This window comes from Mastigocladopsis repens PCC 10914 (assembly GCF_000315565.1).
In the GTDB taxonomy this organism is placed as follows: Bacteria; Cyanobacteriota; Cyanobacteriia; order Cyanobacteriales; family Nostocaceae; genus Mastigocladopsis; species Mastigocladopsis repens.
On sequence record NZ_JH992901.1, the window covers coordinates 978,609 to 1,000,592 of the forward strand.

The 21,984-nt window shown below is 41.5% G+C and carries 21 protein-coding genes; 14 read left to right on the forward strand and 7 right to left on the reverse strand.

What is annotated here, in order from left to right; translation table 11 throughout:
• Nucleotides 1–48: 48 nt before the first annotated feature.
• Nucleotides 49–1,011, reverse strand: a complete 963-nt coding sequence (locus MAS10914_RS0106670; RefSeq protein ID WP_017315133.1) for a hydrogenase small subunit — start codon at nt 1,009–1,011, stop codon at nt 49–51.
• An 835-nt stretch (nt 1,012–1,846) separates the two neighbouring features.
• Here MAS10914_RS0106670 and MAS10914_RS0106675 point away from each other — a divergent pair.
• From MAS10914_RS0106675 to MAS10914_RS0106725, 11 genes are all read left to right on the forward strand, one after another.
• Nucleotides 1,847–2,821, forward strand: a complete 975-nt coding sequence (locus tag MAS10914_RS0106675; RefSeq protein WP_017315134.1) for a tetratricopeptide repeat protein — start codon at nt 1,847–1,849, stop codon at nt 2,819–2,821.
• Between the two features lie 76 nt (nt 2,822–2,897).
• The gene (locus tag MAS10914_RS0106680) at nt 2,898–3,164 is read left to right on the forward strand and encodes a hypothetical protein (protein ID WP_017315135.1); all 267 of its coding nucleotides are present in this window, start codon (nt 2,898–2,900) and stop codon (nt 3,162–3,164) included.
• Between the two features lie 8 nt (nt 3,165–3,172).
• Entirely contained in the window at nt 3,173–3,397 is a 225-nt protein-coding gene (locus MAS10914_RS0106685) for a hypothetical protein (RefSeq protein ID WP_017315136.1), read from the forward strand.
• A 191-nt stretch (nt 3,398–3,588) separates the two neighbouring features.
• On the forward strand, nt 3,589–4,773 hold the full coding sequence (locus MAS10914_RS0106690; protein WP_408605893.1) for an NHL repeat-containing protein: 1,185 nt from the start codon (nt 3,589–3,591) through the stop codon (nt 4,771–4,773).
• Nucleotides 4,774–4,960: 187 nt separating this feature from the next.
• Nucleotides 4,961–7,444 carry a carbamoyltransferase HypF gene (gene hypF, locus MAS10914_RS0106695; protein ID WP_017315138.1) on the forward strand — a complete coding sequence of 828 codons (2,484 nt, stop codon included), beginning with the start codon at nt 4,961–4,963 and terminating at the stop codon, nt 7,442–7,444.
• A 173-nt stretch (nt 7,445–7,617) separates the two neighbouring features.
• Nucleotides 7,618–7,875 carry a HypC/HybG/HupF family hydrogenase formation chaperone gene (locus MAS10914_RS0106700; RefSeq protein ID WP_017315139.1) on the forward strand — a complete coding sequence of 86 codons (258 nt, stop codon included), beginning with the start codon at nt 7,618–7,620 and terminating at the stop codon, nt 7,873–7,875.
• Nucleotides 7,876–7,930: 55 nt separating this feature from the next.
• Entirely contained in the window at nt 7,931–9,073 is a 1,143-nt protein-coding gene (hypD, locus tag MAS10914_RS0106705; RefSeq protein WP_017315140.1) for a hydrogenase formation protein HypD, read from the forward strand.
• Nucleotides 9,074–9,181: 108 nt separating this feature from the next.
• Nucleotides 9,182–10,255 (forward strand): hydrogenase expression/formation protein HypE, encoded by a 1,074-nt coding sequence (gene hypE / locus MAS10914_RS0106710; RefSeq protein ID WP_017315141.1) that lies wholly within the window; start codon nt 9,182–9,184, stop codon nt 10,253–10,255.
• Between the two features lie 21 nt (nt 10,256–10,276).
• On the forward strand, nt 10,277–10,618 hold the full coding sequence (gene hypA / locus MAS10914_RS0106715; RefSeq protein ID WP_017315142.1) for a hydrogenase maturation nickel metallochaperone HypA: 342 nt from the start codon (nt 10,277–10,279) through the stop codon (nt 10,616–10,618).
• Nucleotides 10,609–11,475: a hydrogenase nickel incorporation protein HypB gene (gene hypB, locus MAS10914_RS0106720; RefSeq protein WP_017315143.1), complete on the forward strand. Its 867-nt coding sequence runs from the start codon at nt 10,609–10,611 to the stop codon at nt 11,473–11,475. The genes hypA and hypB overlap by 10 nt, the downstream gene beginning before the upstream one ends.
• A gap of 43 nt (nt 11,476–11,518) precedes the next feature.
• Complete coding sequence (locus MAS10914_RS0106725) at nt 11,519–12,682, forward strand: MFS transporter (RefSeq protein ID WP_017315144.1); 1,164 nt, start codon at nt 11,519–11,521, stop codon at nt 12,680–12,682.
• Here MAS10914_RS0106725 and MAS10914_RS0106730 read toward each other — a convergent pair.
• The 5 genes from MAS10914_RS0106730 to MAS10914_RS0106750 all read right to left on the reverse strand — a co-directional run bounded on the left by MAS10914_RS0106730 (nt 12,677) and on the right by MAS10914_RS0106750 (nt 14,892).
• On the reverse strand, nt 12,677–13,048 hold the full coding sequence (locus tag MAS10914_RS0106730; protein WP_017315145.1) for a hypothetical protein: 372 nt from the start codon (nt 13,046–13,048) through the stop codon (nt 12,677–12,679). The two genes, MAS10914_RS0106725 and MAS10914_RS0106730, sit on opposite strands and share 6 nt — an antisense overlap.
• A gap of 54 nt (nt 13,049–13,102) precedes the next feature.
• Entirely contained in the window at nt 13,103–13,438 is a 336-nt protein-coding gene (locus MAS10914_RS0106735) for a hypothetical protein (RefSeq protein WP_017315146.1), read from the reverse strand.
• Nucleotides 13,439–13,910: 472 nt separating this feature from the next.
• Nucleotides 13,911–14,222, reverse strand: a complete 312-nt coding sequence (locus MAS10914_RS0106740; protein WP_017315147.1) for a hypothetical protein — start codon at nt 14,220–14,222, stop codon at nt 13,911–13,913.
• Between the two features lie 3 nt (nt 14,223–14,225).
• Nucleotides 14,226–14,477: a hypothetical protein gene (locus MAS10914_RS0106745; RefSeq protein WP_017315148.1), complete on the reverse strand. Its 252-nt coding sequence runs from the start codon at nt 14,475–14,477 to the stop codon at nt 14,226–14,228.
• A gap of 10 nt (nt 14,478–14,487) precedes the next feature.
• Nucleotides 14,488–14,892: a hypothetical protein gene (locus tag MAS10914_RS0106750; RefSeq protein WP_017315149.1), complete on the reverse strand. Its 405-nt coding sequence runs from the start codon at nt 14,890–14,892 to the stop codon at nt 14,488–14,490.
• Between the two features lie 613 nt (nt 14,893–15,505).
• Here MAS10914_RS0106750 and cysK point away from each other — a divergent pair.
• Nucleotides 15,506–16,459, forward strand: a complete 954-nt coding sequence (gene cysK, locus MAS10914_RS0106755; RefSeq protein WP_017315150.1) for a cysteine synthase A — start codon at nt 15,506–15,508, stop codon at nt 16,457–16,459.
• 161 nt (nt 16,460–16,620) lie between these two features.
• On the forward strand, nt 16,621–17,325 hold the full coding sequence (locus tag MAS10914_RS0106760; protein WP_017315151.1) for an SGNH/GDSL hydrolase family protein: 705 nt from the start codon (nt 16,621–16,623) through the stop codon (nt 17,323–17,325).
• Between the two features lie 54 nt (nt 17,326–17,379).
• Here the strand turns inward: MAS10914_RS0106760 and MAS10914_RS0106765 are convergent, their stop codons facing one another.
• The gene (locus MAS10914_RS0106765; protein ID WP_017315152.1) at nt 17,380–18,159 is read right to left on the reverse strand and encodes a hypothetical protein; all 780 of its coding nucleotides are present in this window, start codon (nt 18,157–18,159) and stop codon (nt 17,380–17,382) included.
• A gap of 286 nt (nt 18,160–18,445) precedes the next feature.
• On the opposite strand from MAS10914_RS0106765, the gene MAS10914_RS0106770 reads away from it, so the two are divergent.
• A complete protein-coding gene (locus MAS10914_RS0106770; protein ID WP_017315153.1) occupies nt 18,446–21,949 on the forward strand; it encodes a caspase family protein in 3,504 nt (1,167 codons plus the stop codon).
• The last annotated feature ends 35 nt before the right edge of the window (nt 21,950–21,984 follow it).

Genomic DNA, 21,984 nt, shown 5'->3' on the forward strand with positions numbered 1-21,984 from the left:
TGCATCTGTGGTTTCATTTTTAAACAATTGACATTTTCATAGAAGGTCTTAAACCGTAAAAAAGTCGTCTTCTGCCCAAGGAGGCATTGTGTCTTTTGCTACGATGGAGGCTAGGGCATAATCTTTTTTGTTCACTCCTGCGGGCAAGTCTTTGGGAACTCCCATTACGGTTTGTGTCTTAAATACGGTTCCGGGTTTGAGGTCGTAGAAGGGGAATTCGGGTTCGGTGCAACCTAGACAAGGCATTCCAGCGCGGGTTTTGGAGGAAACGCGGTTCCACAAAATGCGGTTGCAGGAGGAACGGGTCATTGGTCCACGACAGCCTAAGTCGTAGAATAAGCATCCTTTACGCTGACCAAATTCGGTGGTTGATGCTTTGTAGGCAAAGTGGATGTTGCGGGTGCAACCTGTTTGGGTATAGGTGTTGAAGAAGGTTTGTGGGCGATGTAAGTCGTCAAGGGCTATATCCCCAATTCGACCTGTGGCGATCGCCACTAATATCTGTGTCATCCAGTCGGGATGGGCGGGACATCCAGGAATGTTAATCACGGGTAATCCGGATTTTGACCGGAATTCTTTTCCTAAAAAGCCCCCTTCTTTGCGTTTGAGAAATTGCAATCCCTCAGATTCGCTTGGGTTAGGTGCCATTGCGGGAATTCCTCCCCAACTGGCACAGTCTCCCACTGCGACGACATAGTTGGCAATTTGGGCTAGGTCGCTTAACCAGTCTTTCATGGGGCGATCGGCAAAACGGTTCCATTCTCCAGTGCCATTGGGCGCGTTGACAACCGTGCCTTCAAATACCAGAATGTCCAAGGGAACCTTGCCCAAAAGACATTCCCACAGCATTGTCTGCAAGTTTGTACCCAATTCCAATCCTAGGGATGGATGCCAAAGGACGTTAATACCAAAGTCTGTAACCAAATCGCAAGCGGTTGGTTCTTCAGCGTTAAGAAATGACATGGTGTTGCCTGAACATGCACCACCTTGCAGCCATAGTAAGTTAGTCATCAGCTATCTTTATTTCTATTGTTTACCCTGCATAATTCAGGTAACGTTGTTTGTAGCGTCTCACCTGTTTTTTACCCTTTATTTCTAATATCATGTATTTTTTAATTCAATTGTTTATTTCTTACATAAGAATTTATTTTTTTGACTTTAATATTAGTCATTTTTTAAGTGAATAGTTAATCAGTAACACTTTGTTTTAAGAATTAGAGATAATATAAAAACAACATTGTTGTAAAAAAATATTTGATACAAAAAAACTTTCTCGTTAAAAAATTAATATTCTAACAAAATTTCATATTATTAAATATGAGGAAAATATGAACATAAACATAATTTGAAATATTTTTTTATGTAAATTTTGACAAAAACAGTCTATCTTTTTTAATTGAGATGTTCTATATTAAAAGGAAATAGACCAGGGGTATTTTATTCTATGCATGACCACCCGGAAATAAATTTCCGGGCTGATAGCCGAAGTCCGTTTTAACGGACAGCAAACTCAGAATAAGAGTCGGTTAAAAACCGACTTAAACTACTCGCTGTGGAACTTGAGTTCCTAGCGGATTGAGGAAGAATGAAATAACCCTGGTATTCATCAGACTTGTGGCAAAAAAACTAAGCGCTTAAAATCGCTGTACCTCCTTTTATCTCCAAATCTCTCACTATAAAGCGAACTCAAGCGCCTCATTTTGCAAAAAGGGAATTGACCTGAGTTAACTCATCATCTGCGTAAACAAACTTGGTTGGTACAGCCCAAAGACCCAAGGAACATGGCGTCTTGAGGGTGTGCGGACTTGAAAGGCTCAATTTTCCAACCTGCTATAGGAAGGTGGTAATGACCCCCAGCATGACAGATTCAGCGGTGAAGGCGGCAATGGATGTCATTGCCTCGTCCCCAGCAACGACACAAGAAAAAATCGAGATGCTGATTGAAATGGCGCAGGGCTTTCAAAAAAAACCGAAATCTGCCCAAGATTTGTGGAATGCAGTTTCACTGTGCCAGCAAGCGCATGATTTGTGCGGTGAGGATAATCTGCTGTGGAAAGCTAGGGCGAAGGCAGGAATGGCAGGGGCGTTGAAGGCAATTCCCGACGTTGGGGAACAATTGTTGTTAGAAGCAAGAACGGCTTATGAAGAAGCACTACCCGTTTTGCAACGGACACTTGCCCCACCAGAGGAAGTGGCAGAAGCCCAAATGAATTTTGGGTTAGTGTTGCAGTCGCTTGTGCCATTCCATTTAGCGCGGATGACCGATAGCATCCAAGCTTATCAGAAAGCCTTGCAAGTCTTTACCTGGCAGAAGTACCCGCAGGAATATGCGACTTTACACAATAATATTGCAATTGCTTACCTCTCCATGCCCCTGACATCAGAAAAAGAATTGTTGCGTGAAGGGTTAGCAGTGCAGACATTTGAGGAGGCACTGAAGCATATTCGGTTAATAAAGCATCCAAGGGAATATGCGATGTTGCAGAATAATCTGGGCAACGCTTTGCAGTATGTAGCGAGTTCCCATCCTTTAGAGAATATTTTGCGGGCGATCGCAGCATATGACGAGGCGTTAAAAGTGCGTAATCCCAAAGACACGCCTTTAGAATACGCCAACACAATTTCTAATAAAGCCAACGCCTTATTCAACTTACCTGATAACCCGGAAAAACCAGAAGCCGGGAATTTTAAAAATCTCTTGCAAGCACGTACTTATTATCAAGAAGCTTGGGAAATTTTTACTCAATATGGACAAATAGAACAAGCGCAAGTTGTAGCACAGGCGCTGCAAGAAGTTGAGGCAGAAATCGGCAATAGTTAGTGCTTATTATGTAGAGAAGCTTTCATTCAGGGCGTCTCTACAACCAACAACTAACAATTTCCCAAAGGAGATGAGAATGACAGATCTTGTGACAAATCCAACTTTAAGAGATTTCCTCACAAGCTTAACGGCTGGCGACTTAAATCTCATGACAGGATTTGTGTGGTTTTTAGTAGCAACAGCTTTATCTATGGCTGGCGGTGCTATTGGCGGGATGATTTTAGCTGGGAAAGATTTAGGCTATGAGTTAGCGGCACTGCTAGGCGGGTTCTTTGGTCCGGCTGGCGTAATTCCAGGAATTATTTTAGGGCTAATAGTACTGAATGTCTTAAGAAATTTCTAGGAGGAATCATGTTAGAGATAGGATGGTTTAGCGCTAGGCTATTTTTTAAGGGAAAGCTACTGCGCGACCCCATGCATTTTGTCAGGCAAACTGCAATTGGTATTGGCATAAGTGCGCTACTTTTGTTTTTACTTGCACAAGCCAAAGTCAGTTTTTGGATACCAGTTGTCATTTCTAGCTTTTTGACTGGTGTGCTTATGCCATTTCTACATAAAGATATCAAATTGAAGTAAGTTATTAGCTTGATTAGACTTGACATAAAGTTCAGGTTAAAAGCTAATAACTGTTTGAACAGATTCATCTGGTAGACATAACATAGATTTTATTCAGTTTCAACTGACTTAAGCTTTTAGCCCCAAATTTATTTGAGGGTAAAAAAGCGTCATTTTTTATTCCACCGAGACTGATGAACACAGAAACTAAAATGAATCTTACACCAATAGATGAAACAGAAGTGGCAAAAGTTCCTCAATTCCCTCTTTTTCGTGAAGGTGCAGAAGTCATTTTAGGAAGGAGTCTTGAAGCTGGTGAAATAGTCATGCCTGTTGCACCCAGCAATAGAGAAATGTTTGGTCCTCGTGGTGCCTGTTTGATATCTGATGGACCGTTGTGGGTATCAGATACAGGACATCATCGTTTATTGGGATGGCGGAATTTACCCACTCAAGATAGTCAACCTGCTGATTGGGTGATTGGACAACCTGACTTTAACCATGAAGGACAAAATGCCAAAGGTAAACCGGGAAGGTCAACATTAAGTGTACCAACTGGAATTTGTGCTTGTGGTGAAGGTTTAGCAGTTGCAGATGCTTGGAATCATCGCGTTTTGATTTGGAAAAAACTGCCAGAAAGCAGCAATGTTCCAGCGGATTTCGTATTAGGTCAAGCTCATTTTACTGAGAATGAACCAAACCGTGGAAACCAAGCAGCAGCTAATAGTTTGAATTGGTGTTATGGAGTTTTCTGTCATCAAGGAAAGCTATTTGTTGCTGATACAGGAAACCGTCGGGTATTAATTTGGCATCAATTACCTGAAGAAAATGGTCAACCTGCCGACTTAGTTTTGGGACAACCAAATATGACCTCTCGCGATGAAAATGGTGGCGGTACTCCCTCAGCATCGAGTATGCGTTGGGGTCATGATATCACAGTTTGGGGAGAGAATTTAGTTGTCACTGATGCGGGTAATAACCGAGTGATGATTTGGCAGGGCATACCAACAGAAAATAATGCCCCTTGTGCAGTGGTATTAGGACAAAAAACTTTTGATTCAGTTGAAATAAACCAAGGTGTTTATTTACCCAGTGCCAAGAGTTTGAGTATGCCCTATGGTGTAGCTGCTGCTGATGAATGGCTATTCGTTGCAGACACAGCTAATTCAAGGGTTGTGGGCTGGAGAAAGCCACCATCAATTCTGTCTTTGCAAGGTGCCGAAAGTCATGCGCTTGCTGGGCAAATAAACTTTAAAAGTAAAGGAGAAAATCGCGATTTTGGACTCCCAAAACGAGATAGTTTGCATTGGTCTTATGGAATAAAAGTATGGGGAAATACTGCGGTCATAGCTGACTCAGGAAATAACCGAGTTTTACTTTGGAAAATAACTAAGTAAGAACTCAGGACTCAGTAGTCAGAACACAGAAGAGGTTTGTATGACTGAGTGGCGAGTCAGGTAAAAAGTTTCTGAATTCATTTTACAAAACCCTTACTTAAAGGTAGGAAGCCATTCTGTATTCTGAGTTCTGAGTCCTGAGTTCTTTCTTTGTGTCCTTTGCATCTACATGGTTGTTTAAAATATTATGCCTACTGAAGAAATCAGGGTTCGCGGTACTGTTCAAGGGGTGGGATTCCGCCCTACTGTATATAGACTTGCAAAAGCATACGGGTTGCAAGGCGAAGTTTGTAATGATGGTCAAGGTGTCTTGATTTGGGCATCTGGTTGTGAAGAATCTATAGAAGAATTTGTCCAAACATTACAGAAAGAATGTCCGCCACTGGCGAGAATTGATGAAGTAACGCGCAAGCGTTATGAAGGCGAATCAACCTTCCATGATTTTGTCATTTCTTACAGTGTCAGCAGCGCGGTAAAAACAGAAATTCCTGCTGATGCTGCCAGTTGTCCCAAATGTAAAGCGGAAATCTTTGACCCCCAGAGGCGCTGGTATCGTTATCCCTTCACAAACTGTACTCATTGCGGTCCTCGCCTGAGTCTCATTCGCGCCCTACCTTACGATCGCCGCAACACAAGTATGGCTGCTTTTGCCATGTGTGCAGAGTGTGAAAGGGAATACAAGGATGTCGAAAACCGCCGTTTTCACGCCCAACCGATAGCGTGTCAAATGTGTGGTCCTCAAGCTTGGTTAGAACGTTCTGATAGTAAACCGATTACGGCTTATATGTTTTCTATGCTAGACGATCTTGATGCTGTTTGTACCCTGTTACAAAAAGGCGAAATTGTTGCCATTAAAGGGCTAGGTGGATTCCATCTCGCTTGCGACGCCACTGACGAAACGGCTGTGCAAAAACTCCGTCACCGTAAACAACGCAATCTAAAGCCTTTCGCTTTAATGGCGAGAGATATAGCAGTTATTGAAGAGTACTGCACTCCCAGCGCCAAGGAAAGAGAATTACTGGAAAGTCCCGCTGCACCTGTTGTGTTAATTCAGGCGAACGGGGGAGACGAAGACGGAGAAAGGGGAAGTGGGAGGATAGGGCAGATGGGGAGATGGGGAGAAAACCCAATCCCAAATTCCAAATCCAAAATCCCAACTCGAATTGCGCCCTCGGTTGCGCCCGGGCAAAATACCTTGGGTTTTATGCTACCTTACACCCCGTTACATCACCTCATTCTTAGGCGAATGAATCGCCCGATTGTTTTCACAAGTGGCAATCTTTCTGATGAACCACAATGTATTGATAATGTTGAAGCGCGTGAAAAGTTAGGCAAGATTGCCGATTATTTTCTTCTGCACAATCGGGATATTGTTAATAGAGTAGATGATTCGGTGGTACGGGTTGTTGACGATAAAGTGCTAACAATCCGTCGTGCTAGAGGATACGCACCAACGTCTATCAATTTACCACCTGGATTTGACAGAGTTCCTCAAATTTTAGCAATGGGCAGTGAGTTGAAAAATACTTTTTGTTTATTGCGAGATGGGAAAGCAATTTTATCTCAACATCTGGGAGATTTAGAAAGTGCAGCGACTTTCAAATCCTATCAGGATACGCTCAATTTATACTTAAATTTATTTGAGCATCAACCAGAAGCCATTGCAATCGACCTACACCCCGAATATCTGTCAACAAAACTTGGTAAAGAACTCGCAACTGCCAATCAAGTTAAACTTTACCCAATCCAACATCATCACGCCCATATTGCTGCTTGTATGGCAGAAAATAGCATACATATTAATTCGCCGCCTGTTTTAGGTATTGCATTAGATGGATTAGGTTATGGTGAAGATGGAACACTCTGGGGCGGAGAATTTTTGTTAGCAGATTATCGCCAGTTTAAGAGACTGGCGACATTTAAGCCAGTGGCAATGATTGGTGGAAAACAAGCAATGAGAGAACCTTGGCGTAATACCTACGCCCAGTTAATATCTGCCTTTTCTTGGGATAAATTAAAACAAAAATACAGAAATTTAGAGATTTTAGACTTTCTTGAACAGAAGCCACTTCAACTTTTAAATCAGTTAGTTGAAAAAAGAATTAATTGTCCTCTGTCTTCATCAGTAGGACGTTTATTTGATGCTGTAGCTGCGACAATTGGTATCTGCCGAGAAGAGTGTGGTTATGAAGGACAAGCAGCAATTGAAATGGAAGCTTTAGCCAATACCACTCTCTTAAATAATAAAGAAAAGGTAAACTACCATTTCAATTTTGGTGTTTCAGATAGTATTTATCATATAGATTCAGGTTCCATGTGGCAAGCCTTGCTTGATGATTTACAGCAGTCTACTCCTCAAGCACTCATCGCTGCTAAATTTCATACAAGCTTGGCTCATGCCATTGTAGAAATGGTTGATAATCTCCGTAAAGAAAATGACATTCAGCAGGTTGTACTAACAGGAGGAGTGTTTCAAAACTCTCTTTTGTTAAAGCAAGTGACCAAACGCTTACAAGCGTTAGAAATAAATATACTCACTCACAGCTTAGTTCCCTCCAATGATGGGGGTTTATCGCTAGGACAAGCTGTCATTGCATCTGCCCGATTAATCAATAAACAAGAGTGCAAAAGTTCATCAAATAGAAATGAAACCACAGAGAAACACAGATAAATACAGATAATTCATCTGTGTCCATCTGTGTCCATCTGTGGTTCCAAAATTGATTAATCTGATTTTTGCCATAAGTCTAACAAAAATTGTTTTTTGTTAGTAGTTATTTGTTGATTAGTTAGTAAAAACAAAAAATAGCTACTAAATAGTATTCTAAAAATGGAAAATACAAAATGTGTTTAGGAATTCCTGGTCAAATTATAGAAATAACTGACGCCAAACACAAATTAGCTCTTGTCAGTGTTGCTGGTGTGAAACGTCAAGTTAATATTGCTTGCATCGTTGATGAACAGCATCCTGTTCAATCTTGTGTTGGCGATTGGGTGTTAGTCCATGTTGGTTTTGCCATGAATCGAATTAACGAAAAAGAAGCAATGGAAACCCTGGAACTCTTGGAAGAACTAGCAGAAGTCGTAGCAATGGGTTCGTAATAAGCGCTTAAGCGCTTACTACAAGTAAATTTAAAATTTCAGAGTCAAATTTGATATGAAATACGTAGATGAATTCCGAGAACCGAGAAAAGCTGAGGCTTTATTCCGTTCCATTGAAAAATTATGCCAACGACTGAAAAAGCCTATCAAAATCATGGAAGTATGCGGCGGTCATACTCATTCTATTTTTAAATATGGTATAGAAGAAATCTTACCCGAAGCAATTGAATTAATTCATGGTCCGGGTTGTCCTGTATGCGTCATGCCAAAAGGAAGGCTAGATGATGCTATCTCTATCTCTCAAAATCCTAACGTCATCTTCACAACTTTTGGGGATGCCATGCGAGTTCCTGGTTCCAAAACAAGTTTGCTGCAAGCCAAAGCACAAGGTGCAGACATTCGCATGGTTTACTCTCCCCTAGATAGCCTGCAAATTGCTAAGGAAAACCCCGATAAAGAAGTTGTATTCTTCGCCTTAGGTTTTGAAACAACTGCCCCTAGCACTGCTTTGACTATCCTGCAAGCAGCATCTGAAAAAATTCAGAACTTCAGTATGTTTTGCAATCACGTCCTCGTGATTCCCGCCTTAGAAGCACTATTAGATAATCCAGATTTGCAACTTGATGGATTTATCGGTCCTGGTCATGTCAGTATGGTGATTGGCACTGACCCCTATGAGTTTATTTCTCAACATTATAAAAAACCTATTGTAATTTCTGGTTTTGAACCTTTAGATATTATCCAATCAGTTTGGATGCTATTGCAACAAATTGTAGAAAATCGTTGTGAAGTTGAAAATCAATATAATCGCTTGGTAGAGAAAGAGGGAAACCATGTGGCAGTAACTGCCATGAATAAAGTTTTTGAAGTGCGAGAAAGTTTTGAGTGGCGCGGTTTAGATGAGATTCCTAATTCTGGATTTAAAATGCGTGCTGAATATGCTGAATTTGATGCAGAAGTAAAATTTGCCATTCCTAATCTAAAAGTTGCTGACCATAAAGCTTGTCAATGTGGAGAAATCCTCAAAGGAGTTTTGAAACCTTGGGAATGCAAAGTCTTTGGGACAGCTTGTACTCCAGAAACACCGATTGGAACTTGCATGGTTTCTTCTGAAGGTGCTTGTGCAGCTTACTACAAATATGGTCGCTTTTCTCACGTTGCTAAGAAAACAAGATTGCCTCTTGTAGAAGTCACATAAAGATATTTATAACCACAGATGCACACAGATTAACACAGATAATTTATCTGTGTGCATCTGTGTTCATCTGTGTTTTCATTAATAAGTCTATTGATTCAGTAGCAAACTATGATCAATTTTCAAAAAATCGAACAAGTCCGCCGTCATCGGGGTAAAGTGCGCGATACTCATATCACTCTCGCGCATGGTAGTGGCGGCAAAGCAATGCGCGATTTAATTGATGATATCTTTGTCAAAAATTTTGATAATCCTACTCTCTCTCAATTAGAAGACCAAGCGAGTTTTAATTTAGCAAGTCTTATGAAACAAGGAGATAAACTTGCTTTTACCACTGATTCTTATGTTGTAGACCCTTTATTTTTTCCAGGGGGTGATATTGGAACATTAGCTATTAATGGTACAGTGAATGATTTAGCAATGAGTGGTGCTAAACCGTTATATCTTAGCTGTAGCGTCATTTTAGAAGAAGGACTTGCTGTAGAAACTTTACGGCGTGTCGCCGAAAGTATGCAAGCAGCCGCTAAAAAAGCTGGTGTACAAATTGTTACGGGTGACACAAAAGTTGTCCATCGCGGTGCAGTAGATAAATTGTTTATTAATACTTCTGGTATTGGTGTCATTCCAACGGGAATTGATGTTTCTGCCCACAATATTAAACCAGGAGATGCAGTTATTATTAATGGTGAATTGGGCAATCATGGCACAGCAATTTTAATTGCCCGAGGGGAATTAGCACTCTTAACTGATATTCAAAGTGACTGTCAGCCGTTGAATAGTTTAGTTGAAACTATTCTCAATGTCTGTCCCAATATTCATGCTATGCGAGATGCAACACGCGGTGGTTTAGCCACAGTGTTAAATGAATTTGCTCTCAGTTCTGGTGTAGGAATTCGCCTAGATGAGCAATCTATTCCAGTGCGCGAAGAAGTCAAAGGTGTTTGCGAACTCCTAGGTTTAGACCCATTATATTTGGCAAATGAAGGTAAGTTTGTGGTGGTGGTAGCAAGCGAAAATGCTGACACTGTTTTATCAGCTATGAAATCTCACCCAGCCGGGAAAGATGCTTGTATTATTGGTGAAGTTATTTCCTCACCTCCTGGTGCTGTCTTGTTAAAAACTGCTTTTGGTGCTGAACGTATTGTTGATATGCTTGTTGGCGAGCAATTACCAAGGATTTGTTAATTATGATTCATAATAAAAAATATGCATGAATTAGGAATTACTCAAAATATTGTGGCTATTGTATCTGAATATGCAAACGGTACAAAAGTCAGAAGAGTATTATTAGAAATTGGTAAGCTTTCAGCTATTCTGCCAGATGCCGTACAATTTTGTTTTGATGTTTGTACTCAAGGTACTGTTTTAGAAGGGGCAAAGTTAGACATTTTGGAAACTCCTGGATTAGCAAAGTGTCACCAATGCGGTGCAGAAATTCCTTTAGAAAAGCCTTTTGGAAGCTGTAGATGTGGTAGCGTGCATTTAGACTTGATAGCTGGGGAAGAACTGAAAATTAAGGAAATAGAAATAGAGGAAGTATGTGTGTAACCTGTGGTTGTTCTGATGATGCTGAAGTCAAAATTACCAATCCCAAAACAGGTGAAGTAGCAACAATCAACTCTCCAAGTGATATTCACGCCCATTCTCATACTTTACCAGATGGCGCTGTCATCACTCATTCCCACAGTCACAAACCTACCACTGAAGCATCGCAAATTCATGCCAAAATACATGGGACGGTTCTGTCTTTAGAGCATGATATCCTCGCGAAAAATAACCTGATAGCTGCCCAAAACCGAGGATGGTTTAAGGGTCGAAATATCTTGCCATTAAATCTGATGAGTTCTCCTGGGGCAGGAAAAACCACTCTTTTAACTCGAACCATCAATGATTTAAAGAATCAGTTGCCTATTAACGTTATTGAAGGCGACCAAGAAACCACAAACGATGCAAAAAAAATTCAAGAAACAGGCTGTAAAGTTGTCCAAATAAACACGGGAACAGGCTGTCATCTGGATGCAGCAATGGTGGAACGAGGGTTACAACAACTGAATCCACCGTTAAATTCAGTCGTGATGATTGAGAATGTTGGTAATCTGGTTTGTCCCGCTTTATTTGATTTGGGAGAACTTTTTAAAGTCGTCATTCTCTCAGTGACAGAAGGAGAAGATAAGCCGATAAAATATCCTCATATGTTCCGCGCTAGTCAGGTGATGATTCTCACGAAAATAGATTTGCTACCTCACGTACAATTTGATGTTCAGCGTTGCATAGAATACGCCCAGCAGGTTAATTCTGAAATTCAAGTTTTTCAAGTTTCTGCAATAACTGGAACTGGATTAAAGAATTGGTATGAATGGCTATCTAGCAAAGTAGTGAATTTGTCAGCGATAACTTCTGTATAACTGGTATGTTAGTGCGAACAAAGGTCACTTGAAATATCAGGGTATGTCGCAGAAAACAGCAGCTTTAAAGTTCGTGATTTTGCTTGGTCTTGTTAGTCTCTGCGCGGATGCGACTTATGAGGGGGCGCGTAGCATTACCGGGGCTTATCTTGGAGTTTTGGGCGCTAGCGGCGGTGTGGTTGGTCTTGTAGCGGGTTTGGGAGAGTTAATTGGTTATGGTTTTCGCTTAGTGATAGGTTACATCAGTGACCAAACGCGAAAATACTGGGGAATTACCACTCTTGGTTATGTCGTCAATACAGCAGTTGTCCCCTTCCTAGCCCTTGCAGGACGTTGGGAACTCGCAGCGGGATTGATGATTGCTGAACGTACAGGTAAAGCAATTCGCACCCCTCCACGAGATGTGTTGCTTTCTCATGCTGCGACTCAAGTCGGCAGAGGTTTTGGCTTTGGCTTGCATGAAGCACTAGATCAAATTGGTGCTGTCATGGGTCCATTGGCTGTGGCGGCGGTCATTTATTTGAAAGGAGGATATCAGGGTGGCTTCACAATTTTGATTGTGCCAGCTGTCTTGGGGTTATGTGTGCTTTTAGTGGCACAAAGGCTTTACCCCAACCCTCGTGATTTTGAACAGGAAACCCCAACACTTAAAGGGGAAGGTTTGCCCCGAGTCTTTTGGATTTATCTAGGCGCTGTCGCACTTGTTGCTGCTGGGTATGCAGATTTTCCCCTCATTGCTTATCATTTCCAAAAGGGAGCCATAGCGACTGAACAAACGATTCCTTTACTTTATGCTATGGCTATGGCAGTTGATGCTGTAGCCGCGCTAGTATTTGGGCGTCTTTTTGACCGCGCTGGTATTTCTATCCTTGTAATTGCAGTTTTTCTGTCATTGATGTTCGCCCCATTAGTTTTCTTGGGCACTTCCAATCTTGCCCTTGTAGGAATGATTTTGTGGGGCATTGGAATGGGGGCACAGGAATCAATTTTGAAAGCTGCTGTCGCTGGGATGGTACCAATGGACAAACGCGCTTCTGCTTACGGTATATTCAGCGCTGGCTATGGTTTGTCGTGGTTTTTAGGCAGCGCCCTGATGGGGATTTTATATGACCAATCAATCAGCTTACTGGTTGTCTTTTCAGTCGTTATTCAACTTGCTGCTATTCCCATTTTATGGTTGGTAGGAAGGCACTCAAGACAGTCATAACCAATCTCGATAAGCCGATATTTCATTGACGCTGATTTCAAAGGGCGACCCCTTGCCAAATGGCGGATAAACGCGGATTCTGGCGCTACTGGCAAACCGTTCCAGCCGATTCCCAATTTGTGGAATACTACTGACTATATGCCAGTAAGTCACTATGTCAGGACAGTCAATGACCAACATCAGGATGCCAGCATCTGTCGTAATATACCACTGACAGCTATACAACAATGCTCGTGTAATTTTGTCGCACGCTTCAAAAAAGCATCTGCCAGTGGAATGTTCAAGCTGCGATCGCAGTATTTTATCAAGTTGCGTCGCTTCAGTTGAAGGCAAATCATCTGGAGGAAGAAAGGATTTATTTTTCATACAAGCCCTTTTAGGTTAAGGGGAATTTCGAGGAAGTTACGTTCACTGTTATTCCTAAGTTGTGACTAACTGCAAATCCAACCACAAGCGCGGATACATATGCTTGAGTTTCGACATCGGATCGCGCAGCAGTCGTGTTGCATTCAGGAAAACTACCTGAACTAGCCCCATATTTTCTGCTATCTCTCTTAAAACTTCTTTGTGAGCTTGCACATAGGGCATTATTTCGTTAGAGCAATAAATTGCTATGTATTGCAAGCGTTTAGGAGGTCGTCCCCAGTAAGAGGAGATAACTTTCACATAACAGCCGTCTAGTAATTCCTCTACTTTTGGGTAATAGTGATTGACGACCCTCATGAATTCTTTTGCTAGGATGTCTTCACTAATCATGACAAAATATATTTTTGTACGGATTGTCACATGATTTAATATAGCATATATTTGTTATCTTTATACGAAAAAAAAGCCTTAATTATTCTAAAATTAAGATTTTATTTTTATGAATTAAAAACCCGTTTATTCTTTTTTATTAAGCAGCCTTAATCGAAAAAATTCATTAAAAATAATAAATTCAGTAGGAGGACATAATTAAATATAAGAGAAAACTTTTGTTCGTAGTGAGCGATTTATCGCTCTGTATAAAATTTTAAAAAGCTAAAGTTCTAACGCGCGAGTTTTTATTTAATTAAGCCCTTCTACTTAACAGCATATAGAGTGGGCACTGCCCACTCTACACTTTTAATTATCTCAAAGCGTGAAATGAGTAATATTTTCACTTATAATTTGGAAATTATAAGTTTTCAAGACTGTGTATTGAACTTGGACATATCCACGTTATTTTTAATTTTTGACCTGCGATTTTTCATCGTACATTACGCTCTGAGACCAAAACCTCTGCTACCAGGTCTGGCAAATCAGCAAGGTCAATATATCCATCTGAACCACGGATGGGTGAAATAAAAGTATAGTTTGGGTCGCACTCTCCCGTATCGTAAACTTGGACATACCACCTGTCAGGAAATCCTGCGATCGCCAGTTCCACAATATACCAACTTTGACCCATAAGGCGAGAGTTAGCAATCACAAACCATTGTCTGTCTTCTTCTAAGATATTCCAGTCAACCATGAGAAATTCTAACGCTATTTGTCCTGCGTCAGTAGCAGTCAATAACATTATTTACTCCTTATTTGAAACATCAGGGTACAATCCCAATCCCTTAGATAGCTCACGTGCAACATGGATTAAAAACTGTGCTCCATCTTGATTTCCCTGGTGTGCAAATCCAGTTGCTACTTCCATCATTGTCTGTATTAAACCAGCATCAAGTAACTCTGGTTGAGCTTCTAAAACTTCTGGTTCTTGACCATTGGGGCAACGAAGAAGTTGGTCAATGAGATTGAAATACAAATCTTGCCGTTGTTCTGTCATGGTTAATAATTTATTGTTCAATACTTTGCCAAAGTCTTTCCAGCATTTCTACTTGTTGCTGAAAAACAGTAGCGCGATAAATCAGATATTTATCATATAAAAAAACGAGGATTCCTAGAAAAATAGGAAATAACACAAAGAACCATTGTAGTATCTTGACAATTTTGTATGGTTTGGTATTTGTTAGGGGTTGGTTTACAAAGTTGGTAGCAGAAAACTGTCCGTCAGACCTATTTTGATACGATTTTTTTCCTTCTTCACTTGTCCAATTCTGAGATGCTTGACAGGCTAAACTTTTAGTTTGTACTACCTCCATATGTCGCTCCCAAACTATACTAAATACCACTAACTCTGGAGAAAGTACCAATACAGTGACTAAACAAACTGTGAGTAATTGGACCAATTTGGATTTCATTCAGCTATTACTGGTAACAGTTAACTGCTAACTGTTAACTGTCTCTTGGGCTAAGAAGTCCCCCCTCATTCCTAGGCTTTCACCTGCGAATTTTGGGGGGTAGAGGGGAATCTCTGCGTAAATCCTATAGGTTTTATAACAGATCTCTCAGCAAAGAGGAATTTCTCTGGACTGGATCAATATTATTAAGTTAATTATAGTTGTACTCAAAGCCTATAATTCTTGCTAGATAAGTATTATAGATTTTTTTTGGGTACAGGTACTAGACTTTTGACCCTAGGGTACTAGTATTTACGCTCAGGGGGTTCTGGCGTTTGTGTACTCAACGTCAAACCTATCTAGACTTTGATATGGGCAAGTTTTTTTGCTCTTTTGTTGAGGATAAAGCTTGTACTCAAAAAATGTATTATTATGCAAATATATAGTTAATTGATGGGAAAGAACTAAAAAATCATAAAATTTTGGACTTTGTTCAAAAATAACAGAATATTAATAACTCTCTTAAAATCATATAAAATTAGCTGAATTAACTTTAAAAAACTTCTATTTATGCACTCACTGGCTACACCACATAAATACCCTGATGAAAAGAAATCTTTTTAGGAGTTAATTCATGCAGATTGCTCGTGACATTACAGAACTAGTTGGACGGACTCCTTTAGTTCAGCTAAACAAAATTCCTCAAGCTGAGGGGTGTGTAGGCAGGATTATTGTGAAGTTAGAAGGAATGAACCCAGCAGCTTCAGTGAAAGACCGTATTGCTGCAAGTATGGTAAAGGCGGCTGAGGAAGCGGGGCAGATTCAGCCGGGAAAAAGCATTTTAGTTGAGCCGACATCCGGGAATACAGGAATTGGGCTGGCGATGGTGGCGGCGGCGCGTGGCTACCGTTTGATTATCACAATGCCCGAAACCATGAGCACAGAACGACGCGCCATGCTACGAGCATATGGTGCTGCTTTGGAATTGACACCAGGGCTGGAGGGAATGCGAGGTGCGATTCGCAAAGCCGAAGAAATTGTCGCCAACACTCCTGATGCTTTTATGTTGCAACAATTCCGCAACCCAGCTAATCCCAAAATTCATAGAGAAACCACAGCAGAGGAAATTTGGGCAGATACCGATGGGCAAGTGGATATCGTTATTGCAGGTGTGGGTACTGGTGGAACAATTACCGGAGTTGCGGAAGTTCTCAAAGGGCGCAAACCCACTTTTCAGGCGATCGCTGTAGAACCAAGTAACAGTCCCGTGCTTTCTGGAGGTCAACCAGGATCTCATAAAATCCAAGGTATTGGCGCTGGGTTTGTTCCAGAAGTTCTGGGCACCAATTTAATAGATGAAGTGATAACCGTCAGCGATGAGCAGGCGATCGCATTTGGGCGACGTTTAGCCAGGGAAGAAGGGTTATTATCTGGTATATCCTCTGGTGCAGCTTTGTACGCAGCGATACAGGTAGCCAAGCGCCTAGAAAACGCAGGTCGTTTAATCGTGATGATTCAGCCTTCCTTTGGCGAACGTTATCTCAGTACTGCTATGTTTCAAAATTTATTAGTGGAGACTGTTGTTTAGTTATAGCCGTTTTCAAATCAATGAACCACATCTGCACTCATTTCAATCCCTGTAGAGACGCTTCAAACAGCGCGTCTCTACAATGTGGTCTATTTACCCGAAAATTGCTGTAAGTCAATCGTTCTGCTATTGCCTATTTATGGTATCTGCGTTTCTCTAAAATGCAAGGTTACTTTAGAAACTACCAACAGAATTTCTTCAAACTGCTGGCTATATTGGCTGTGGTTACGGTTATTATTGCGTGTTCTTCAGTTTCTTCTGAAAAAAAGTTTGCTGTATTTTTTGGGGATAGTATTACAGCAGGTAACGGTGTAAGTATCACTGACCGCTGGTCAAATCTTGTTTCTAAATCAGTAAGAATGAGGGAAATTAATGAAGGTATTAGTGCAACGGTTCTGCAAAATACCAGTCCTGTCTTAGCTGATAATGGTCGAGATCGCGTGTCTAACCTCGCGAAATATTCTGCAAGCAAAATTTATATACTTTACGGACTAAATGACCTTCGGTATAACGGTGCTAAATTCAGCGTTGCCAACTTTGAAAACGACTTACGGGAAATTATTGCCATTCTCATCAATCAAGCTAGCATTTCACCCAAAGATATCACTATTGGTTCTCCTCCGTATATCGACCCAGCTTACTATACCAATTCTGATTTTGCGCCGTTTAATGCTGGTTCAACGCTAAAGCACCAAGCATATATCAAAGCTACACAAAAAATTGCTCAAGAATACAAATGCAACTGGGCTAATGTGTATCAGGCAATGATTGACAAAGGCGCTAACCGATTGCTGCAATCAGACCATATCCACCCCAATGTCTCTGGACATTCTGTCATCGCTGATTCTATGCTTAATGCATATTGAATCGCTTTTCATTGGGGTGGGTTTTTTCAGAATTTGTAGATACTTGAGCTGATATTACACCAAGTATCTAGTATTCGGGACAATGGGGAAGAATGCATACTCGTACCAGACTGTCCAGATAAAACTGCGAATCCAGCGCTGGCGCTTTTCGGGATTTAATTCATAATCAAATGCTCCCTGTGACTGATCAATAGAAGATAGATGGTTTTCGCAACCGCAACCGTGTTGATAGGTAAAACCATATTTGGAAGCAATGCTTTGTATCTTCATCTGCACAGCAAACACTTTGCCAGCATGCAGAACTGCATCCCAAGAGCGCTTGTGTTCTCTATCACGCGGGTCAAAGCGTAAAGCTCGTTCTTCAAAAACGCTATCTCGGTAAATGGGAGCAAGATGTACGTGGTAAAAGCTAGCAGGAAGTTCATAACCGAACTCCTCAAACAATTCTAAACCAATGCGACCTACCTTCACTTCGTGAGAGTACTCTGCTCCCTTTGATTCAAATTCACGCACAACTGCTTCAAAATTTGGATATCTTTCAATTTTAAAGTCTTGCCCGTAGAATTCGAGTGTCTCCTGTGCCAACAATCCAAATAACTCACTAAACGATGGTTTGAGATGAGCTAGTTCCGGGCGTTCGTTGAACAAGTCAACGTCTCCGTGTTCCAACTTGTATTGAAACAACTGTGCCATCTCAACATAACTTTGTGGATTTGCCAGTCCAACGCCAGCCTTTCCTACAGCAATATTTTGCCATCCCTCTGGCAATTGAGAAATAGGAACTGCATTTTCTCCAGCGATGACTTGAACTTGAGGAGCATCGAGAATAAGCATAGGCAAACTCCAGAGTAATATCCGCAGCTAAGTTAACTCTGAGTTTACCTTGAGTCGCGTTTTTGCTGTATGGTGGGTGTCACCCATCAGCGGCTTAGAACCTATGCGGCGATTGTACAGTGCATAAGTCCTACCATCTGACAACTATGAAAAAGAAGGCAGAAAAACTCAGAATTTTGATGCGTGAGTTAGTTTGCAGTTCAAGACGACTGTTGGCGAAGTGGAAAAACGCCGTCATCTGAGCTTGTCAATAGAGACATGATAGCTTTAGGAGAACAAAATAACTATGAGTCGTAACTTATATGCTTTGTTAATTGGTATCGACAATTATCCCCACCCAAATCACCGTTTACATGGTTGCGTTAACGACATTACAGCAATAGAAGAGTATCTAAACGAACGATTTGATAAACAAAAATACCAACTGCATTTACGAACGCTTAAGGATGACCAAGCGACTCGTGCGGCAATTATTGATGGCTTTCGTTCGCATCTGGGCCAAGCAGGGCTTGATGATATCGTTCTCTTTTATTACAGTGGTCATGGTTCCCAGGAGTTAGCACCAAAGGAATTTTGGCAACTAGAGCCAGACCATCTTGATGAAACTTTAGTCTGTTATGACAGTCGTACCGAGGGCGGCTGGGATTTGGCAGATAAAGAATTGGCAGCATTAATTGCCCAAGTGGCAGAAAAAAACGCGCATATGACCATTATTATGGACTGCTGCCACTCTGGTTCCGGCACAAGAGACCCAATGCAACAGACAAAGGAACGTCGTTTCCCTACAGACAAGCGAGAACGTCCACTTGATAGTTTTATTTTTACGCTGGATGATTTCAATCAACTTTTAGGTACTCGTGGGCTTAAACCTGAAGATAACCCCACAGGCTGGAACATACCCAAAGGTCGTCATGTTCTTCTAGCAGCTTGTCGAGACTACGAAACAGCCAAGGAATACTACGGAGGTGACAAACACAGGGGTAGTTTCTCTTATTTTTTGATGGATACACTTTCCAAAACCAATGGGAAGAAGCTGACATATCGGGATTTGTTTGGGCGAACAAATGCTTTAGTCCGCAGTAAAGTTACAGATCAGTCTCCGCAGTTGGAAGTAAATAACCCAGAAGATGACAACAAATTTTTCCTAGATGGAGCGATCGCCGAACTTGAACCTTACTTTATTGTTAAGAATGACAAAACCTATGGTTGGGTGATTGAAGGCGGTGCTGTCCACGGAGTTCAACCACCACGAAACGACGAAACAACTTTACTTGCACTGTTTCCCTTTGACGCCAATATCGAGGATTTGCGTGATCCGTCAAAGTCTGTGGGTACAGCAAAAGTCACTCAGGTATTACCAACCAAGAGCAAGATAGATATTGAGGGCGTGCAAAACCTGACTGCTGATGGTACTTCTTTTAAGGCAGTTGTTACCAGTTTACCGCTACCACCTTTAGGAGTATATTTTGAGGGAGATGAAGCGGGAGTCACTCAAGCACGCAACGCACTCAATACAGCCGGATCTAATAGTAACCAACCCTCACCCTATATCCGTGAAGAGCAAGAACTTGCCAAAGCTCAGTTTCGCCTGTTATGTCGCAATGAGCAATATTTGATAGCCAGACCTACAGATGACCGACCTCTTGTAGAGCAAATTGATGGCTATACCCCAGAAAATGCAGAAAAGGCAATTAAACGCTTAGAACATATTGCCCGTTGGACAACAATTGCTGAACTTTCAAATACTGCGACAACTCAGATTAAAGCCGGTGACGTGAAGATGGAACTCATCTTTACGGGTGAGGAATCATCTCAATCAAAGCAGATGCGTTTGCAGTACAAGTATAAGGACGGTAATTGGCAACCACCTGAATTTAAACTAAAACTCACCAATAATAGTAAAAACCCACTTTACTTTGCCCTGGTCAATCTTTCAGACAACTTTGCTATTAGCGCCCCGTTTTTTGAAGCAGGTAGCGTTAGGCTGAACCCAGGAGAAGAAGCTCTGGCTCTAAATGGACAAGACTTGATACTCGAAATCCCAAATGAGTTATGGGAACAAGGAATTACCGAGTACAAAGACATTATTAAATTGATAGTTAGCAATGACGAATTTGACGCCAGATTACTAACTCAAGATAAACTTGATGCTCCTCGACCACCTGTATCAAGAGATATCGATTCCTCAAATCAAAGCAGCCTTGAGCGTTTGATGAATCGCACTCAAAATCGTAATATCATACCCAAAAGCGCCGCAGTTAAGTTTGACGATTGGTACGCTGAAGAAATCACAATCACCACAGTCCGCCCGTTAGATTCTACCCCAGTTTCTCACCAACAAGAACAACAATTAGGCGCAGGGGTCAAATTACAGCCGCATAAGAGTTTGGTAGCGAATGCTCGCCTCACAACTACACCACAAGTCAGCCGGGATTTGGGGAATAAAATTGTGCCACCTATCCTGCGGGAAGACCCACAAGTGACTCGACCCTTCCAATTTACGAAGAGCCGGGGTACTGACCCTGGATTAAGTGTACTGGAACTGAGCGACGTTGCAGACCACAACGTTGTCACTCCAGATGAACCTTTGAAATTATTAGTTGATGTTCCCCTAGCCCACAATGAATACATTCTTCCTGTCGGCTATGACGGTGAGTTTTATTTGCCCTTAGGTCGCGCTCAGAGCATTCAAAATGGCAAAATAGAAATTATTTTAGAGCAATTACCAGCGCCTGTTTCTCAAGGAGAACGCAGCTTTCAAGGAGCTATTCGCATCTTCTTTGAAAAACTCATCAGCGAAGAATTTGGGCGGGAGTTTAAGTACCCAATATTAGCAGCAGTTGATGTCGGAGAAAACAAAAAAGTCACCTATAAACGGGATACGGGTGAAGTTAAACAGCGAGTGGCGCAAGCAAAACGGATTGCCCTCTACATCCACGGGATTATCGGCGATACTCAAAGTTTAGTTGAGAGCATAAAACAGCCAGTATTGCAAGCAGATGGGCAAAAGCTTTCCATCAGCCAACTTTACGACGTCATTCTCACCTTTGACTACGAAAACTTGAATACTTCAATTGAGCAAAATGCTCAGTATTTGAAACAACGATTAAAAGAAGTGGGTTTGGGAGAAAACCACGGTAAAGAATTCCATATCATCGCTCACTCAATGGGTGGTTTGGTCTCTCGTTGGTTTATTGAGCGAGAAGGCGGTCATAAAATTGTCCAACACCTGTTTCTTTTAGGTACACCCAATGCAGGTTCTCCTTGGCCAGTTGTTGAGGATTGGGTAAAACTCAGCCTGGGCATTGCACTCAACGGTCTTTCTCTGATTGCTTGGCCTGCAAAAGTCGTGGCTATGCTGATGGGCACTCTAGAAAAAAATATTAGGGTAGCCTTAACTCAGATGAACCCTGGTTCTGATTTTATCAGATTTCTCGCAGCTAGTGACGATCCTGGTATTCCCTACTCGATTATCGCTGGTAATACGTCCATTGTTCCGGCAGCATTGGAGCGATCGCCAGGAAAATTGAGTGTGCTAGAACGGCTACAACAAAGTTTATTTAAGAAAGTTCTCGAATTCCCCTTCTTTGGCGTGCCGAATGATATTGCTGTGACTGTAGAGAGTATCAAGAGCATTCCAAAAGAGCGATACGCGGAGCGTGACGCCGAAGGCGTATCGCATCCTCCCAAAATTCTAGAAGTTCCATGCGACCACATGAGTTACTTTGGGACTGAATTCACCACAATTGGATTAGAAGCTTTGATTGCGGCTATTACACAACAGAAATAAACAGTAAAAAGGCACTCATTAGACATTCTCTTGTT